Origin of the sequence: Rheinheimera sp. NSM (assembly GCF_052380015.1) — a bacterium.
GTDB lineage: Bacteria > Pseudomonadota > Gammaproteobacteria > Enterobacterales > Alteromonadaceae > Alishewanella.
Window position 1 is genome coordinate 699066 of record NZ_JBQTCI010000002.1, and the last position, 17996, is coordinate 717061.

At 48.9% G+C, this 17996-nt stretch carries 18 protein-coding genes and 6 tRNA genes; 9 read left to right on the forward strand and 15 right to left on the reverse strand.

Features of this window, described 5'->3' with window-relative positions:
• Positions 1-8: 8 nt before the first annotated feature.
• Entirely contained in the window at positions 9-935 is a 927-nt protein-coding gene (locus tag ACTZWV_RS08955) for an FAD-binding protein (protein WP_444786212.1), read from the reverse strand.
• Positions 935-1684: an electron transfer flavoprotein subunit beta/FixA family protein gene (locus tag ACTZWV_RS08960; protein ID WP_444786213.1), complete on the reverse strand. Its 750-nt coding sequence runs from the start codon at positions 1682-1684 to the stop codon at positions 935-937. The genes ACTZWV_RS08955 and ACTZWV_RS08960 overlap by 1 nt, the downstream gene beginning before the upstream one ends.
• Positions 1685-1887: 203 nt before the next feature.
• Here ACTZWV_RS08960 and ACTZWV_RS08965 point away from each other — a divergent pair, with 203 nt between their 5' ends.
• The 4 genes from ACTZWV_RS08965 (at position 1888) to ACTZWV_RS08980 (ending at position 8262) form a co-directional block, all read left to right on the forward strand.
• Positions 1888-3522, forward strand: coding sequence for an electron transfer flavoprotein-ubiquinone oxidoreductase (locus ACTZWV_RS08965; protein ID WP_444786214.1), 1635 nt, complete (start codon positions 1888-1890; stop codon positions 3520-3522).
• A 333-nt stretch (positions 3523-3855) separates the two neighbouring features.
• The gene (locus tag ACTZWV_RS08970) at positions 3856-5919 is read left to right on the forward strand and encodes a hypothetical protein (RefSeq protein WP_444786281.1); all 2064 of its coding nucleotides are present in this window, start codon (positions 3856-3858) and stop codon (positions 5917-5919) included.
• A 124-nt stretch (positions 5920-6043) separates the two neighbouring features.
• On the forward strand, positions 6044-6802 hold the full coding sequence (locus tag ACTZWV_RS08975) for a pseudouridine synthase (protein ID WP_444786215.1): 759 nt from the start codon (positions 6044-6046) through the stop codon (positions 6800-6802).
• A gap of 17 nt (positions 6803-6819) precedes the next feature.
• Positions 6820-8262: an SLC13 family permease gene (locus tag ACTZWV_RS08980; RefSeq protein WP_444786216.1), complete on the forward strand. Its 1443-nt coding sequence runs from the start codon at positions 6820-6822 to the stop codon at positions 8260-8262.
• A 50-nt stretch (positions 8263-8312) separates the two neighbouring features.
• Here ACTZWV_RS08980 and ACTZWV_RS08985 read toward each other — a convergent pair.
• The 9 genes from ACTZWV_RS08985 to ACTZWV_RS09025 all read right to left on the reverse strand — a co-directional run bounded on the left by ACTZWV_RS08985 (position 8313) and on the right by ACTZWV_RS09025 (position 12507).
• Positions 8313-8388 (reverse strand) — tRNA-Gly (locus tag ACTZWV_RS08985).
• Positions 8389-8417: 29 nt separating this feature from the next.
• A tRNA-Leu gene (locus ACTZWV_RS08990) sits at positions 8418-8504 on the reverse strand.
• Between the two features lie 62 nt (positions 8505-8566).
• Positions 8567-8640 (reverse strand) — tRNA-Cys (locus tag ACTZWV_RS08995).
• Between the two features lie 30 nt (positions 8641-8670).
• Positions 8671-8746: transfer RNA gene (locus tag ACTZWV_RS09000), tRNA-Gly, on the reverse strand.
• A gap of 138 nt (positions 8747-8884) precedes the next feature.
• On the reverse strand, positions 8885-9436 hold the full coding sequence (gene pgsA / locus ACTZWV_RS09005; RefSeq protein ID WP_444786217.1) for a CDP-diacylglycerol--glycerol-3-phosphate 3-phosphatidyltransferase: 552 nt from the start codon (positions 9434-9436) through the stop codon (positions 8885-8887).
• Positions 9437-9469: 33 nt separating this feature from the next.
• Positions 9470-11287, reverse strand: a complete 1818-nt coding sequence (gene uvrC, locus ACTZWV_RS09010) for an excinuclease ABC subunit UvrC (RefSeq protein WP_444786218.1) — start codon at positions 11285-11287, stop codon at positions 9470-9472.
• Positions 11287-11931: a UvrY/SirA/GacA family response regulator transcription factor gene (gene uvrY / locus ACTZWV_RS09015; protein WP_305550624.1), complete on the reverse strand. Its 645-nt coding sequence runs from the start codon at positions 11929-11931 to the stop codon at positions 11287-11289. Before uvrY ends, uvrC begins: the two co-directional genes overlap by 1 nt.
• A gap of 210 nt (positions 11932-12141) precedes the next feature.
• Positions 12142-12232 (reverse strand) — tRNA-Ser (locus ACTZWV_RS09020).
• Positions 12233-12416: 184 nt separating this feature from the next.
• Positions 12417-12507: transfer RNA gene (locus ACTZWV_RS09025), tRNA-Ser, on the reverse strand.
• A 163-nt stretch (positions 12508-12670) separates the two neighbouring features.
• Here ACTZWV_RS09025 and ACTZWV_RS09030 point away from each other — a divergent pair.
• From ACTZWV_RS09030 to ACTZWV_RS09050, 5 genes are all read left to right on the forward strand, one after another.
• Positions 12671-13339, forward strand: a complete 669-nt coding sequence (locus tag ACTZWV_RS09030; protein ID WP_444786219.1) for a Bax inhibitor-1/YccA family protein — start codon at positions 12671-12673, stop codon at positions 13337-13339.
• Between the two features lie 78 nt (positions 13340-13417).
• Positions 13418-13780: a DsrE family protein gene (locus tag ACTZWV_RS09035; RefSeq protein WP_444786220.1), complete on the forward strand. Its 363-nt coding sequence runs from the start codon at positions 13418-13420 to the stop codon at positions 13778-13780.
• Positions 13780-14136: a sulfurtransferase complex subunit TusC gene (gene tusC / locus ACTZWV_RS09040; RefSeq protein ID WP_444786221.1), complete on the forward strand. Its 357-nt coding sequence runs from the start codon at positions 13780-13782 to the stop codon at positions 14134-14136. Before ACTZWV_RS09035 ends, tusC begins: the two co-directional genes overlap by 1 nt.
• Complete coding sequence (locus tag ACTZWV_RS09045) at positions 14137-14406, forward strand: DsrH/TusB family sulfur metabolism protein (protein WP_444786222.1); 270 nt, start codon at positions 14137-14139, stop codon at positions 14404-14406.
• A 4-nt stretch (positions 14407-14410) separates the two neighbouring features.
• Positions 14411-14746, forward strand: a complete 336-nt coding sequence (locus ACTZWV_RS09050; RefSeq protein WP_444786223.1) for a TusE/DsrC/DsvC family sulfur relay protein — start codon at positions 14411-14413, stop codon at positions 14744-14746.
• A 20-nt stretch (positions 14747-14766) separates the two neighbouring features.
• Here ACTZWV_RS09050 and ACTZWV_RS09055 read toward each other — a convergent pair whose 3' ends face one another.
• The 4 genes from ACTZWV_RS09055 to ACTZWV_RS09070 form a co-directional block, all read right to left on the reverse strand.
• Entirely contained in the window at positions 14767-14913 is a 147-nt protein-coding gene (locus ACTZWV_RS09055; RefSeq protein ID WP_444786224.1) for a hypothetical protein, read from the reverse strand.
• 69 nt (positions 14914-14982) lie between these two features.
• Positions 14983-16272, reverse strand: coding sequence for a serine--tRNA ligase (serS, locus tag ACTZWV_RS09060; RefSeq protein WP_444786225.1), 1290 nt, complete (start codon positions 16270-16272; stop codon positions 14983-14985).
• Between the two features lie 5 nt (positions 16273-16277).
• Positions 16278-16649, reverse strand: coding sequence for a fluoride efflux transporter CrcB (gene crcB / locus ACTZWV_RS09065; protein ID WP_444786282.1), 372 nt, complete (start codon positions 16647-16649; stop codon positions 16278-16280).
• A 5-nt stretch (positions 16650-16654) separates the two neighbouring features.
• Positions 16655-17995 carry a replication-associated recombination protein A gene (locus ACTZWV_RS09070; protein ID WP_444786226.1) on the reverse strand — a complete coding sequence of 447 codons (1341 nt, stop codon included), beginning with the start codon at positions 17993-17995 and terminating at the stop codon, positions 16655-16657.
• Between the last annotated feature and the right edge of the window lies 1 nt (position 17996).

Sequence of the window (17996 nt, forward strand, 5' to 3'; positions counted from 1 at the left end):
GCTGCAGTTTACAGTTGCTGCTCGAGCTCCGGCAGTACGCTAAATAAATCCGCCACCAGGCCGTAATCGGCGATCTGGAAGATCGGCGCTTCGGCATCTTTATTAATCGCAACGATAACTTTGGAGTCTTTCATACCGGCTAAATGCTGAATTGCGCCGGAAATACCCACGGCAATGTACAGCTCCGGGGCCACTATTTTACCGGTTTGGCCAACCTGCATGTCGTTTGGTACAAAGCCGGCATCTACCGCAGCGCGTGATGCACCGATAGCAGCGCCTAACTTGTCGGCAATGCCATTTAACAGTGCAAAGTTCTCACCGTTTTGCATACCACGGCCACCGGAAATCACCACCCGCGCCGCGGTTAACTCCGGCCGCTCAGATTTTGTCAGCTCAGCGCCAACAAAGCGTGATACTCCGGCATCCTGCACTACCGTTACCTGTTCAACCGGAGCACTGTTACCGGTGTCTGCTGCACGAAATGCGGCAGGGCGTACAGTCAGCACTTTAATGCTGTCGGCAGATTGCACAGTAGCAATAGCATTACCGGCATAAATTGGCCGCACAAAGGTATCGGCACTTTCAACAGCAATAACATCAGAGATTTGTGCCACATCCAACAGCGCCGCTACACGTGGCAAAAAGTTTTTGCCGGTAGTGGTGGCCGCAGCCAGAATATGGCTATAGCCTTTGCCCAGTTCTGTCACTAAAGCGGCGACGTTTTCTGCCAGCTGATGCTCGTAAGCGACGTTGTCAGCCACTAATACTTTAGTTACCCCGGCAATAGTTGCGGCTTCATCTGCAGCGGCGCCACAGTTAAAACCGGCAACTAATACGCTAATATCAGTGCCAATAGCCGTAGCAGCCTGCACCACTTTATGCGTTTCACCTTTCAGGCTTTGGTTGTTATGCTCTGCAATAATTAAAATGGCCATTAGATCACCTTCGCTTCATGCTTTAACTTGTCTACCAGCTCTGCCACAGACTCTACTTTAATACCACCCTGACGCATGGCTGGCGCGGCAACTTTCAGCAGCTTTACATTAGATTGCAGGTTTACACCGAAGCTGTCTGCAGCTTTTACATCAAGCGGCTTTTTCTTCGCTTTCATAATGTTAGGCAACGAGGCATAACGCGGCTCGTTTAAACGTAAATCTGTCGACACCACTGCCGGCAATGTCAGCTCGACCGTTTGCAAACCGCCGTCAATTTCACGGGTAACCTGTACTTTGCCATCCGCTACTACCACCTTAGACGCAAAAGTACCCTGCCCCATGCCGGTTAACGCTGCCAGCATCTGGCCGGTTTGATTGTTGTCAGAGTCAATGGCTTGCTTACCCAAAATGACCAAACCGGGTTGTTCATCCGCCACCACTTTTGCCAGCAGCTTAGCCACCTGCAGTGAATCCGGATTTAAATCCGTTTCAATATGCAAAGCACGGTCGGCACCCAATGCTAAAGCCGTACGCAGCTGCTCTTGTACTGCGGTAGTGCCGATAGACACCACCACCACTTCTGTTGCACTGCCGGCTTCTTTTAACCGCACCGCTTCTTCTATCGCGATTTCGCAAAACGGATTCAACGCCATCTTGACGTTCGCCAGGTCTACGCCTGACTGATCAGCTTTTACCCGTACTTTTACGTTGTAATCAATAACCCGTTTTACCGGCACCAATATTTTCATAAATTCCTCGTTCTTTCGCCTGCAACAAACTGGCAGATTTCGCTACAGGTTTACGTTAAGGTAAAGCTACAATGGTTTAGTTTGCCACAATCTACTTACTGTTGACGTTAACGTCAACCTGCAATACCCTAAACAGCATGATAAAAGCAGCCTAAGCTGTAAATAATAAACTCCAAGAGGTCAGTACTGTGCAAAGAGAATCAATGGAATTCGATGTCGTGATAGTAGGTGCCGGTCCGGCAGGCCTGTCGACCGCCATCAGATTGATGCAACAGGCCAAAGCGGCGGCGAAAGAACTGACTGTATGTGTCGTGGAAAAAGGCTCAGAAGTGGGCGCGCATATCTTATCTGGCGCTGTTTTTGAACCGCGGGCATTAAACGAATTGCTGCCGGATTGGCAGCAGCTTGGCGCACCGGTGACGACCCCGGTTACCCACGACGATATTTACCTGTTTAAAGACGCTGAGAAGGCCAGCAAATTACCCGGTTTCTTAGTGCCTAAAACTATGCACAACAGCGGTAACTATGTGGTATCGGTGGCTAATTTGTGTCGCTGGCTGGCACAACAAGCCGAGCAGTTGGGCGTGGAAATATTCCCGGGCTTTGCAGCCAGTGAAGTATTAATAGAAGAGGATATTGTTACCGGAATTCTGATTGGCGATATGGGCCTGGATAAACACGGCCAGCCTAAAGACAGCTTTGTGCCGGGTATGGAGCTGCGCGCCAAATACACCGTGTTTGCCGAAGGTTGCCGCGGCCATCTGGGTAAACAACTTATCAAGCACTTTGCGCTTGATGCCGGCAAATCACCGCAACATTACGCCTTGGGCTTTAAAGAAATTTGGGACGTGTCGGCAGCTAAGCACCACGCCGGTTTAGTGGTTCACTCGGCCGGCTGGCCTCTCAGCTCAGACACCAGCGGCGGAGGCTATTTATATCATGCTGAGAACCAACAAATCGTAGTCGGGTTAATTGTTGACCTGAACTACAGCAACCCCTATTTAAACCCGTTTGAAGAATTTCAACGTTATAAGCAGCACCCGGTGATCAGCCAATACCTGAGCGGTGGTAAGCGCGTCAGCTACGGCGCCCGTGCCATTGCCAAAGGCGGCCTGAACAGTCTGCCGAAAATGAGCTTTAACGGCGGCTTACTGGTGGGCTGTGATGCCGGCACCCTGAACTTTGCCAAGATTAAAGGCAACCACACGGCAATGAAATCCGGCATGCTGGCCGCCGAAACGCTGTTCACCGCCCTTACACAAGACGATAACGGCGGTAAAGACTTAACCGCTTTTGCTGATGCCATTAAAGCCAGCTGGTTGTATGACGAATTGTATTGCTCACGTAACTTTGGCCCGGCAATGCACAAATTCGGCACCTTTTGGGGCGGCGCTTTTAATACCCTGGAGCAGAACTGGTTTGGCGGTAAGCTGCCTTTTACCCTCAAAGATGACACACATGATTACGCCCAACTTAAACCGGCCGCTGAAGCTGAAGAGATTCACTATGCCAAACCGGATAATGTGCTGAGCTTTGACCGTTTATCTTCGGTTTATTTGTCCAATACCAACCATGAAGAAGAGCAACCCTGCCATTTAAAATTGGCCGACAGCAGTATTCCTGTGGCGGTAAATTTAGTGCAGTATGCTGAACCGGCGCAGCGTTATTGCCCGGCAGGTGTATATGAAATTATTCAGGACGATAACAATCAGCCGAAATTTCAAATCAATGCGCAAAACTGCATTCACTGCAAAACCTGTGATATTAAAGATCCGGCGCAAAATATTACCTGGGTAACCCCGGAAGGCGCCGGCGGCCCTAACTACCCTAATATGTAACACTGCTTGCGGCGTACTGTATAAGTATCAGGCTTTTACAGTGCGTCGCTTTAATAAGCTATTGTTTTAACAAATCTTCCGTGCTGTGATTTTTAGTACAAATCACATCATTTTTAGCGCTTTCGTTGGCTTAATTTTAAACAACTACTACTTTTAATACTGACCGTAATTTTTATTACCAGCAGTAACGCCTCGCCAGAGACAGGAAGTAGCATGATGAATATCAAAACAAAAACAGACCAAAGCGCACAAGATGATGTGGTGATTGTTAAAACCGCTGCGAAAAAAACGCCGCTTCCGCCACTGGCGCCGTCTTTTGCCAGCGATCGCTATATGTATTTTACGGAACGCGATATCAACAAAATTCTGACGAATCTGGATGCTCTGCGTAGCAGTGTGTTTCCGGTATCGAATCCGGATAATGAAATTCAAAGCCGCAAGCAGCAACATTTTCCGTCAGTATGCTTAATTGGTCTGGGCCGCTGCGGCTCTAACATTGCACTGGATGTCGCCTCTTTGGTATACAACGCGCGTAACTTCTATTTAAGTGAATTTAACAACGAAGAAAAACAAACCCGCGAGCAGGAATACCGGCCGATGCGCTGGATTAAACGCAGCCTGCATTTATCTAACTCGCAAACCGTAAAACCGGTGTTTTTAATTGAGCCGCTGGTGATGCTTGGTGATCTGGATAAAGATATTGAAGGCCGCATCCGCTTTTCGCATAAAGGCGAGAAAAGCGGCTTTTTGCATGATTACACCAAGATGAAAATTATGGACTTATCTGAAGTGCATGCCGGTGGTGCCGGTAATGCGCCTATTTTAGGTCAGTATCTGGCAAAGATTATCCTCAATAAAGATACGCAACGTTTTGCCAATGCCGATTGGAAGCATATTCACTCTTATCTGATTGATTCTTGCGGCATTAAAGCCAACCAATCACGGCTGTATTTCTATATTTTCAGCGCCGGCGGCGGTACCGGCTCGGGTATGGCGTCAGAGTTTGGTCTGGCCCAGCAGTATGCTTATATGAGCAAAACCTTTGATACCCGCACTATGGGCGAAGATGAGGAGAATCGCGGCCACTCCTTTGTGTTTGAACCCATTTTTACCAGTGGTATCTGTATTTTGCCGAACATTTCCGACCACGGTGTGGAAATGTCTGAAGCATTGCATATTAACGCCGGCCGGCTGTTGTGTAAGTATCTGGCTGAAGAGTGGGATTTCTCCTACAACTTCGACAATGAGGACAGCAGCGAGTCCAGCGTGATGCACCGCATCCGGCCCTGGAATGCCATGATGCTGATTTCCAACGACATTATGCGCTACGCAGAAGAAACCGATGACGGCGGTATTCAGCATATCGATGTTAATGCTATGGAAAAATACGCCAACCAGTATATTTCCCAGCAGATCTTCAACATTTTAACCGCCCAGGCCGTTACCACCGACTACGATGAAAACTATTTTCGCCGTGCCGGTATCGATATCGGCGAGACCATCCGCTTAGACGCCAATGACTTGTTTATGAGCCTGGCCGGGCCGGTAGCCGTCGCTTATGCCGAGTCTGTGATACCCGGCGATAGCAGCGCAGAGAAACTGAAGTTATTCGATAAAGCGGGCGGTGGTTTGAATATTGATGATTTATTTTTCCGCTCTATCGACTTACCGCACTTTAACAAAGTAACCCAAGCCATTGAGGGTATCAGCTTGCTGCCGATTGAGTCCGGCCGCTATCGCGAAACGCTGAGCAGCTATGTGAAAAACGGCTATAACGCCGCAGAGCTCAAAGATCTGCATTTCTTTAAAAACTGCTCTTCTGTGGTGTCTATTGTCTCGCTGCCAAAAGACTACAAGTTATCATATATGGATTTAAACCGGTTAAAATCGCATTTAAATTCGTTGTTCCCCAACACGACATTAAAACGCTATGCCCTGGTTATTGGTGCCTCAGCCAATATTTCACTCACCACGCTGATTGTGAAAAGCCCGTGTTTAAGTGACGATTTCCTTACCTTGATTGTCGCCTTTATCAAACGCTGTTTTGCCAAAGACAATTACCGTTTTGACGAGCAGTTGGATAAAGCAATGCTGGAGTTTATCCGTTCGGACGACTTTGATGAGGCCGCGCTGGATAATATGCTGCACGAATTTGAGAATCCGGCAAAAATTCTCGATACCAACTGGTATGCCATCAAACCGATGTACGAGAAAAAATATCGTGAACTTATTCATAATAAAGACAAATTCGTCTCAATTAACGATATACGCTTAAGCCGCGACAGCGTGAAGAAAGCCATTAAATATCTGCGCGAGATTTACCGGCATAAAATCAGCAAAACTAAGGTTATTTCACTTAACCCGCAGCAAACTAAAAAAACCGAACCGAAAGACTAACGACGGTGTCCGGTTAAAAAAGGCCTGGCATTTGTCAGGCCTTTTGCTTTTGCACGGTAGCGCAAAAGCGCTTAAGCCCCTACACTATCGCCAATATTAAATTGCACCGGAAAGTATCATTTTTATGTCTGACACCACCCTATACCGCTTAAATAAATTTATCAGTGATACCGGCTTTTGCTCGCGGCGTGAAGCGGACAAATTTATCGAAAATGGCCAGGTTTCCGTAAATGGTGCCGTGGCGCCGGTAGGGTTAAAAGTCAGTGACAGCGATCAAGTGCTGATTGATGGCAAACCGTTAAAAGCCAAGCCAAAGCGGGTGTATTTGGCCTACAACAAACCGGTGGGTATTACCTGTACTACCGAGCGGCATATTCACGGCAATATTATTGATGCCATACGCTATCCGGAACGGATATTTCCTATCGGCCGGCTGGATAAGCCTTCAGAGGGGCTGATATTTCTGACTAATGACGGCGATATCGTGAATAAAATACTGCGCGCCGGCAATGCCCATGACAAAGAGTATGTGGTAACGGTCAATAAACCGATCACTGAACGTTTTATCCAGCAAATGAGCCGTGGCGTGCCAATTCTCGATACGGTTACCCTGCCCTGTACTGTACAGCAGCGCTCAAAACAGAGCTTTGCTATTACCCTGACCCAGGGCTTAAACCGGCAAATCCGCCGTATGTGCGAGTACCTCGGTTATGAGGTGCAAACATTAAAACGCACCCGCATTATGCATATCCGTGTCGCCGGATTAAAACCCGGCCAATGGCGGCTGTTAGATGATATCGAAATCCGCATGCTCGAAGCGCAATTATTGACCTCCAGCAAAACAGCAGACGGCGCAGCTGCTAATAATAGCTTCGATGATTAACACCATAAGGACCCGGTATGCCTTTTCAGTTTAAATTGCCCTACTATATTACGCTGTTGGCCGGTCCTTTATTGTTTTTGCTCACGCTGTTAAGCCCGCCCTGGTTTGCCGGCATGTCTGCCAATGCCTGGTTAATTACCGGGCTTACCGGCTGGATGGCACTGTGGTGGATCACCGAGCCGGTGCCTATTCCGGTTACCGCCCTGCTGCCGATTGTAATAGTGCCCTTGCTTAGTCTGGATAGCATTAGCAATGTTACTGCGCCTTATGCACATCCACTGATCTTCCTGTTTCTTGGCGGCTTTGTGCTGTCAATTGCGATGGAGCGCTGGAACCTGCACAAGCGTATTGCGCTAATGACCATGCTGCTGGTGGGCAGTAAACCCAGCCAGCAGATTGCCGGCATTATGCTGGTAACCGCTTTTCTGTCGATGTGGATGTCTAACACCGCTACCGCTGTAATGATGTTGCCGATTGGCTTGTCCATTATTGCTATGCAGCAGGAGCAAGGTGTCAATAATGATAATTTTGCCAAAGCCATTTTGCTGTCTATCGCTTATGCCGCCAGTATCGGCGGCGTTGCTACGTTAATCGGCACACCACCCAACGCCTTGTTAGCCGCCTATCTGGAACGCAGCTATCAGCTGCAACTGAGCTTCAGCGACTGGATGCTGTTTGGTGTGCCACTGTCAGTAAGCTTGCTGTTAGTGTGTTGGTTTTGGCTGACACAGGTTCATTTCAGGCTGGATAATATACCTGCGGTAGACAGCCGCACACTGTACCGGAAAAAGCTTACCGCACTGGGTGCTATGCACAATGCGGAAAAGCTGGTGCTGGCGGTATTTATGTTGGCAGCGTTTTGCTGGGTTTTTCGTGGCCCGCTAAGCAGCCTCAGTGGTATTAAGCTGGATGACACCCTGATTGCCGTTTTTGCCGCAACCTTGCTGTTTGTATTGCCGGTATCACTGCGCTCAGGACAGCGCATTTTGCAGTGGGAAGACTGCCAAAAACTGCCCTGGGGGGTGTTGTTGCTGTTTGGCGGTGGCTTAACCCTGGCCACGCAAATAGATAACTCCGGTTTATCCGGCTACATTGCCAACCAAATTGGTCAGCTTGGCAGTATCAATCTGGTGTTGTTAATTGTGTTGGTAACCACGGTGATTATCTTCCTTACCGAGATCACCAGCAATACCGCCACTGCCGCAGCCTTCTTGCCACTGCTGGGGCCGGTAGCAGTGTCATTGGATACCTCTGCAGCCATGTTGGTGATCCCGGCGGCGGTGGCAGCCAGTTGCGCCTTTATGATGCCGGTAGCCACGCCACCCAATGCCATAGTGTTTGCTTCCGGTAAGCTAAAGATTATCGATATGGTGAAAGCCGGTTTAGTGCTTAATGTCGCAGCCGTTTTATTTATTACCCTGGCAGTACTGACATTAGCACAATATATCTTTGATTTTTAACGGATAGCAGAAACGAAAAACGCAGCCAACCGGCTGCGTTTTATCGTGTTTGGAGCGAGTAACGAGGTTCGAACTCGTGACCTCGACCTTGGCAAGGTCGCGCTCTACCAGCTGAGCTATACTCGCGTAAATCTGGTACTTACTGTTAAAGTAAATGGTGCCCGGGGCCGGACTTGAACCGGCACGCCCTTTCGAGCGAGGGATTTTAAATCCCTTGTGTCTACCGATTTCACCACCCGGGCAGACAACTTTATTGTGTAACTATCTTAAGTGTCACTTTGTAACACTAAACCACAGTGTGTAATGGAGGCGGGTCCCGGAGTCGAACCGAGGTGGACGGATTTGCAATCCGCTGCATGGCCACTCTGCCAACCCGCCAATCAAACAATTTGCACTCTTTGAAAGAGTTGGAGCGAGTAACGAGGTTCGAACTCGTGACCTCGACCTTGGCAAGGTCGCGCTCTACCAGCTGAGCTATACTCGCGTCACTATGGCCATGTGCCTTAACACGAGACGCATTCTACTGTTTTAATTCAGCCAGTCAATAATAAATTTTTGCTTTTATGACTGACTGATTAAAATTTGACTGAGTTGTGCTAATTAACAACAAAAACAGCGATTACTACACCAGATCGCGCCACGCTGCTTTCAAATAGCTGTACATAGACCACAGCGTAAGCACAGTGGCAATATACAATAAAATCATCCCTGCCGGGGTAAACCAGCTTACCAACCACAACTCCGGCCGCCAAATCAGGCCAATTAACGCCAGCATTTGGGCGATGGTTTTATACTTACCCAGATTAGACACCGCCACATTAGCCCGTTTACCAAGCTCAGCCATCCACTCGCGCAGGGCTGAAATCACTATTTCACGGCTAATCATAATAATGGCCGGAATGGTGACCCACAGTGACATACTGTCGACAGCAATTAACACCAACGCCACTGCTACCATTACTTTATCAGCTACCGGGTCCAAAAAGGCACCAAAGGGCGTGGACTGCTCAAGCTTACGTGCCAGATAACCGTCTAACGCATCGGTAATGGCCGCAAGGCAAAAAGTAAAGGCGGCCCAGAAACGCGCATTTTCAACACCCGAGTAGAAACACAGAATAAAAACCGGGATCAAAAACAAACGAAACAGGGTTAGCAGGTTGGGAATATTCCACATCTTAAGATTCTCTACAGCAGTTATGCCGCTATGCTACTTGTTATGACAGGCTTGGTAAATGTTTTCTGCCTGCGCCTTTGATATGCCAGGTACCGAACTCAGTTCTGCAACCGAAGCCCGCATCACGCCCTGTAAGCCACCCAAATATTGCAGCAATGCCTGACGGCGTTTTTCCCCAATGCCCTTTACCTGCTCTAACGGGCTTTTTATCAACGCCTTACCGCGTTTATTACGATGTCCGGTAATAGCAAAACGGTGTGCTTCATCACGAATTTGCTGAATTAAATGCAGCGCCGGCGCATCGGACGGTAAATTAATGCTGCGGCCACTTTGCGCCAATATCAGCGTTTCCAGCCCGGGCTTGCGGCTGGTGCCTTTGGCGACCCCAACCAGCAGCGGCATTTTTTCATGCGGCCAGTCAGCAAATTGCGCTATGGCAGTGTTTAGCTGGCCCTGACCGCCGTCAATAAAGATAATATCCGGAATTTTTTCCGTGTCCTGTACCTTGCCATAGCGTTTGTTCAGCGCAAATTCCATCGCAGCATAATCATCACCACCGGTAATGCCGGTAACATTGTAACGGCGGTATTCTGCTTTGTAGGGCCCCTGGCCATCAAATACTACACAAGAAGCAATAGTGGCCTGCCCCATGGTATGGCTGATATCAAAACACTCCATGCGACCTATCGGTTGCGGCAATTGCAGCAGCTGTTGTAATTGCTGATAGCGCAACGCCATTTTTTGCGCTAAAGATTGTTTGTTGTCACAAGACAGCTGAGCATTTTTTTGCGCCAGGCTTAAATACTGTGCTTTCTCACCGCGCTGCGCATGGGTAATTTTGACTTTCCTGCCGGCAATTTCACTGATGGCAGCGGCCACAGCGTCCATCTCCGGCAATGGCTGTGCAATAACAATTTCACGCGGCATCTGCTGTGTACCATAACCATCCAGATAAAACTGCAGTAAAAAGGCGCTGAGAATTTCACTCTCTGCAGTATCGGCCGGTACTTTCGGGAAATAGGCTTTACTGCCCAATACTTTTTGTTCACGCACAAACAGTACATGCACAGCCGCTACACCATGTGAGTAAACAAAGCCGATAACGTCCATTTCATCGTGCTCACCGCTAACACTTTGTTGCTCCTGCACCTTGCGCAGGGCAATAATCTTATCGCGGTACTGTGCGGCCTGCTCAAACTGCAATTGTTCACTGGCTTTTGCCATTTGCTGCACTAAATCATCAATCACCTGCTGATCTTTGCCTTGCAAAAACAAGCTGGCCAGACGCACCTGATGCTGATAATCCGCATCAGAAATTTTGCCGACACAAGGCGCAGAACAAAGCTTGAGCTGATACTGCAAACAAGGCCGCGTTCTGGCACGGTAAAAACCGTCTTCACATTGGCGGATAGGAAAAATTTTCTGCAAAGTCTTCAGGCTGTGCCACACCGCGCCGGCATTCGGGTAAGGGCCGAAATACTGACCGGCGGTTTTACGCGGGCCACGATGCGAGCTGATGCGCGGATGTTTATGGTCGCTAAGCAGAATATAAGGATAAGATTTGTCATCGCGCAGCAAGACATTGTAACGCGGTAAAAACTGCTTAATCAGATTGTTTTCAAGGATCAGTGCTTCGGTTTCGCTGTGGGTAAGTGTGTATTCCACCTGCACTATCTGGCTAACCAGGGAGCGGGTTTTAACGCTATCGACGTTAGTACGGAAATAACTGCTTAACCTGGCCCGCAGATCTTTGGCTTTGCCAACGTAAATGACCTGTTCAGCCGCGTTTACCATACGATAAACACCCGGCTGATGCGGTACTGATTTTAAAAAAGCTTTGGCGTCGAACATCAGGCTTTAGCGATGTCAATCATACCGTGGCGCAACGCCAGATGGGTTAACTCAACATCACCGCTGATAGCTAACTTCTCAAACATGCGATAGCGGTAAGAATTTACCGTTTTGGCGCTGACATTAAGCTGCTCAGCAATGTCATTTACCTTTTGGCCTTGGGTAATCATCATCATAATTTGCAGTTCCCTGTCTGACAAATCGTCAAACGGGTTCTGGCTATGATTATTTACCTTACTCAGCGCCATTTTCTGTGCAACTTCATCAGAAATATGCCGTGCACCGGAATACACTTTACGAATGGCAGACACCATCTCCCGTGGCGGTGAATTCTTTGAAATAAAGCCGGCAGCACCCAATTGCATAACTTTAGTAGGCACCGGCTCTTCACAGGATACTGATAATGCCAACACCTTAATGTCGGGACAATAATGTAAAATACGTTTTGTCGCTGTCATGCCGCCCATACCGGGCATATTCATATCCATCAGCACCACATCGGGCTCATGTTGACGACAAAATTGCAGAGCTTCCTCACCAGAGCCAGCTTCGCCTATCACCTTGATACCGCGCTCATCCATTAGTATGCGACTGATCCCAGTGCGCACAAGCTCGTGGTCATCAACTAACAAGACGTTAATCAATTTCGCTTCTCCGCTTCACTGGTTATTAGAATTATTATTGCTGTCTAGCATAGCCGGGCATGAGCCGTTTTGCTAAACAAATTAGACCTATATCGCCGGTTTTGGCCGGTTGAGTTTAAGTGTGCCAGAAAGGTTAATATTATGAAACAATTGAATTGTGTTAAAGGTGATTTTTGCAGGATTTAGCTAAAAAAAACTATTGCAGGAAAGTGGCGGAGGGAGAGAGATTCGAACTCTCGGTGGGCTATTAACCCACGCCGGTTTTCAAGACCGGTGCATTAAACCGCTCTGCCATCCCTCCGCGTTACAGGGCGCATATTAAAAACTGCCTGCTACTTTGTAAAGGGCTTTTTTGTGATTTTCAGCCGTTTGCTTAGTAAAGCAACAACAAAGCCATTTATCGTACAGTTTATCTAGCCAAAATCAGCACTTAACTGCAGATATTTTTATTCAGCGACAAAAAAACCACCCTGAGGTGGTTTTAGTGGCGGAGGGAGAGAGATTCGAACTCTCGGTGGGCTATTAACCCACGCCGGTTTTCAAGACCGGTGCATTAAACCGCTCTGCCATCCCTCCGGCGACGCGTATATTAATCAGTTAGTACGCTAAAAGAAAGCATTAAATGCAAAATATTAACGCTAAGCTGAAATTGTACACCCGGGTGCTGGTCTGTACGGAACTAACCGGCTATGATGTCGTCAAATGCGTTGATAAACCTTTGTATCAGGAGAACATAACGATGTCATACAGAGAAACCTCTACTCTCAGTACTGCCGGACGCAGTGTCGAGATTAATAAAGTACTGCGTAATACCTACTTTCTGTTGGCGATGACACTGACCTTCAGTGCCGTTACCGCAGGTGTTGCCATGGCAATGAATATGTCGCCAATGATGTCTATTGTCTGCTTTGTTGCCGGCTTTATTATGCTGTTTGTGGTAAACAAAAAAGCAGACTCGGCCAGTGGTATTTTCTGGGTATTCGCCTTTACCGGCGCTATGGGTGCCTCTTTAGGTCCGATGCTGAACTACTACGCCGGCCTGGCTAATGGTCCTGCGCTAATTATGCAGGCTTTGGGTGGCACAGCACTGATTTTCTTCAGCTTGTCCGCTTATGCTTTAACTACCCGTAAAGACTTCTCTTTTATGGGCGGTTTTTTAATGGTCGGCCTGATTGTGGTATTAGTGGCTGCACTGGCGAATATCTTCCTTAATATTCCGGCCCTGAGCCTGACCATCAGCGCTGCCATTATTCTGATTATGTCGGCACTGATCCTGTTTGATACCAGCCGTATTATTAACGGCGGTGAAACCAATTATATCCGCGCTACCGTGGGGCTATACCTGAATGTGTTCAACATTTTTGTTAACTTGCTGCAGCTGTTAGGTATCTTTGGTGGTGATGACTAAGCACAACGCTTTGCGTTACTAAGCTTATTAGTTAAAATGCCCCGCTCGTCGGGGCATTTTTTATTTGCGGAACCGCTTATGACACGTTTTGGCTTACTGCTAACATCAGACTGCTTTGCCAGCCAGAGTGTGCCGGCCATGCTGCTGTTTGCCAAAACAGCGCTTAACCATGGCCACCATATTGATCATATTTTTCTTTACCAGGATGCGGTAGCTTGTGCCGCAGCTCATATTGACCTACCGGCCGATGAGCCGGACCTGAGTGCTGAGCTGGCTGCGTTTTGTCTGCAGCATCATATTCCGCTGTTGTTTTGTGTTACCGCAGCCGAAAAGCGTGGTGTTGTCAGCAGCACCCTGAGTGCGCGCCACGGCTATACTGCAGCAGGTTTGGCCGAATTTGCCATGCGCCAGGCCGATATTGATAAGCTGGTGCAATTTTGATGCGTAATATTTTAGTGTTGCAACGCCACAGCCCGTTTAACAGCAGTAAAGGCCGTGAAGCGCTGGATTTAATCCTGGCGTTGGCAGCGGTAGAACACAACGTTAGTGTGCTGTTTAGCGCCGATGCAGTGTATCAATTGCTGCCTACAGCAGGCCAGGCCGACTTTAAACTTAAGGCCTATCCACGCAGTTTTAAGTTATTTGGCTTGTACGATATCGACCAAGTCTATGTTTGCCGTCAGGCACTGACAGAGCGCGGCATAGATGCAAGCGCTCTGAGCATCGACGTTACGGTGTTAGATAAAGATGCCATAGCAGAACTGCTGCATAAACAACATCAGGTGATCACCGGCTAAATGAAACTCATTAATATCATTAATCCTGCAGTAAACATCAGCGATTTGGCGGTGATATGCCAGTCTGACGACGCCATCTTGCTCAGACAAGATGCAGTTTATCTGTGCGGCCGCCACGACATTATATGGCCCACAGCGCAGGTTTATGCGCTCGATAGCGACATCGTAATACGACAACTGACAGCACTGCCAGGCATTACAGAACTAAGCGCAGAGCAGTGGCTACAGCTGAGCATTGATGCCGCTCAGGTGTTGTTATGGCAGAACTGACGTTATGACAGAATTAGTATTGCCCGGCAGCGGGCTGGCGCTGGATAAACATGGTTATCTGGCCAATGTACAGGACTGGAATGAACAGGTGGCAGAGGAATTTGCCCTGTTAGAGAGCATCAGCCTAACCACCGCACACTGGGAGGTGGTACATTTTGTCCGGCAGTTTTATCTGGAGTTTAATACCTCGCCGGCGATCCGCATTCTGGTAAAGGCGATGGCACAGCAACTGGGGCCGGATAAAGGCAACAGTAAATACCTGTTCATGTTATTTCCGCAAGGCCCGGCCAAACAAGCTACCCGTATTGCTGGCTTGCCTAAACCAGCCAAATGCCTGTAGCTCTATTACGGGCTATTTCCTTATAGTCTATCGCGGAAAATCCCTAACATCGCTTCAAGCGTGACAATAGCAAACACCGCAGCAATACCGATAATAATGGCCCAATAAATCGCCCGCATCAGCGCCGGGTTGCTTTGCTTTAAACTTTTACGTGGTTTATTTGTCATTGACCCGTCCTTGTACAGCACCCGCTAAGTATAGCTAAGGCTTTACCGGGCGGGTGCAATGACAACAGCTTAGCCTAATACCTCGACACCAGCCATGTAAGGTCGCAGAACTTCCGGCACCACGATACTGCCATCTGCTTGTTGATAGTTTTCCAAAATAGCTACCAGGGTACGGCCAACTGCTAACGCCGAGCCGTTAAGCGTATGGATTAATTCCGGCTTTTTCATCTCGCCACCACGGTAACGCGCTTGCATACGCCGCGCCTGGAAGTCGCCCATATTGCTACAAGACGAGATCTCGCGGTAGGTATTTTGTGCCGGCAGCCATACTTCCAAATCATAGGTTTTCGTTGAACCAAAGCCCATATCGCCGGTACAGAGCAGCATAACGCGGTAAGGTAAACCGAGTAATTGCAGCACTTTTTCGGCATGGCCGGTCAGCTCTTCCAGTGCTTGCATGGAATGCTCAGGCTGCACCAGTTGCACCAGTTCGACTTTATCAAACTGATGCTGGCGGATTAAGCCGCGGGTATCACGGCCGTAAGAGCCCGCTTCACTTCTGAAACACGGCGTATGCGCAGTGTATTTTACCGGCAGTTCACTGACATCAAAGATGGTATCACGCGCCAGGTTGGTTACCGGCACTTCAGCAGTTGGAATAAGTGCCATACCCTGCCCCTCTTCGGTAGCCGGTTGGGTATGGAATAGATCGCCACCAAATTTCGGCAACTGTCCGGTACCGTATAAGCTGGCATGATTTACCAGATAAGGCACATACAGCTCGGTATAACCATGCTGTTCAGTGTGCAAGTTCAGCATAAACTGCGCTAAAGCGCGGTGCAGTCTGGCGATTTGGCCACGCATGACGACAAAACGAGAGCCGGCTACCTTTACTGCACTTTCAAAGTCGAGACCTTTGTCCAGCGCTTCGCCCAGCGTCACATGATCTTTGATGTCAAAGTCAAACTGACGCGGCTGGCCTACACGGCGCACTTCCACGTTTTCGGTTTCATCTTTACCTGCCGGTACCGACAAGTCAGGTAAATTAGGAATGGTCAGCGCTATTTGTTCAACCTCTGACAGCACTGCATCAAGCTGCTGTTTGGCAGCATCCAACTGAGCACCCAGGCCATCTACTTCTGCCAGCAACGGCGTAATATCTTCGCCGCGACCTTTGGCCTGGCCAATGGCTTTGGATTTAGTGTTACGCAGGTTTTGCAACTCTTGCGTATCAACCTGCAGCTTACGGCGCTGCTCTTCCAACGCCGTTAAGCGCGCCACATCCAGCACAAAACCACGCTGCGCCAAACGCGCGGCAGTTTCAGTTAATTCATTACGTAAAAATTTCGCATCTAACATAGTAATTACTTCATTGAACCCAGTTTCAGCCCTAACCAGGCAAGCGTTAAACATAACAACACATTTAATAATACGTTGGCGATTGCTTTTAGCCAGTCGCCTTGCTGCAGCAGCAAGACCGTGTCCAGCGAAAAGGTGGAGAATGTGGTAAAAGCGCCGATTAAACCAATAGCGATCAGCGCACGCCAGGGCGAAGCAGCCAAAATACCGCTGCTAAACAAGCCATACAACAGCCCTAACACAAAAGAGCCAAGAATATTAACCAGCAAAGTGCCAAAAGGGAATGACTTACCGAAAACATTCACGGCCAACTCATTGCAGCCGTAACGTAAACAGGCCCCCGTAGCACCGCCGATGGCCACCGCCAGATAAGTCATCAGCACTATTTGTCCCTCTTACGCGGGCTATCGCTGTCCAGCTGTTTAAGGTAGCGCAGTTTTTCTGCCAGCTGCTTTTCCATACCGCGTTCAACCGGCTGATAAAACGCTTGCCCGGCTAACTCCGGCGGTAAATAGCGCTCGCCGGCCGCATAAGCGCCCTGTTCATCATGCGCATAACGGTAACCTTCGCCAAAGCCCAGTTGTTGCATTAATTTAATCGGTGCATTGCGCAAATGCAGCGGCACCTCATAGGCCGGCTGTTCTGCAACCAGTTTTTTCAGTTGGTTAAAGGCGCTGTACAAGGCATTGCTTTTTGGTGCCAAAGCCATATATACCGCGGCTTGCGCAATAGCGCGCTCGCCTTCAGCCGGGCCCACCCGGTCAAACGTATCCCAGGCGTTTAACGCCAGGGTAAGCGCGCGTGGATCGGCATTACCGATATCCTCACTGGCGATGGCCAGCAAACGCCTGGCAACATACAGCGGATCACCGCCACCGGCTAAAATGCGGCAGTACCAGTACAGCGCCGCATCGGGGTCTGAGCCCCGCACTGACTTATGAAAAGCTGAGATCAGGTCATAAAACATATCACCCTGATTATCAAAACCCGGCAATTGTTTCGGTACCAGATGCTTTAAGGTGTCAAAGCCAATAATTTTACCGTCGGCACCAGCATCCGTCAGCTCGGCGGCCTGCTCCAGCAGGTTAAGCAATTTACGCGCGTCACCGGCGGCCAATTGCAATAACAACTGCTGCGCATCCGCAGCCAAACTGATAACCTCATTACCAAGGCCACGCTCTTTATCCGTTAATGCCTGCTGCAGTACCTGGTGTAAATCGGCATCACTAAGCGCTTTTAATACGCAAACACGGGCGCGGGATAAAATGGCGTTATTCAGCGCAAAAGACGGGTTCTCGGTGGTTGCGCCGATAAAAATAATGGTGCCATCTTCAATAAAGGGCAAAAAGGCATCTTGCTGGCTTTTATTAAAGCGATGCACTTCATCAACAAACAGCAAGGTACGTTGCTGATACTGCTGCTGGCGCTGCTGCGCCTGAGCAATAGCTTCCCGAATTTCTTTAATGCCACAGGTAACGGCGGATAACTTACAGATAGCAGCATCGGCGTGTGTCGCTATCACTTCTGCCAGGGTGGTTTTACCGGTGCCCGGCGGGCCCCATAAAATCAGTGAAAACACCCTGCCGGCTTCAATGGCTTTTTTCAGTGCGCTGCCATCACCAATTAAATGTTGCTGGCCGGCATATTCCGCCAGGGTGCGCGGCCGCATCCGCGCTGCCAGCGGACGGAAATCATCAGCAAAATCTAACGGTAAAGAGTTCACG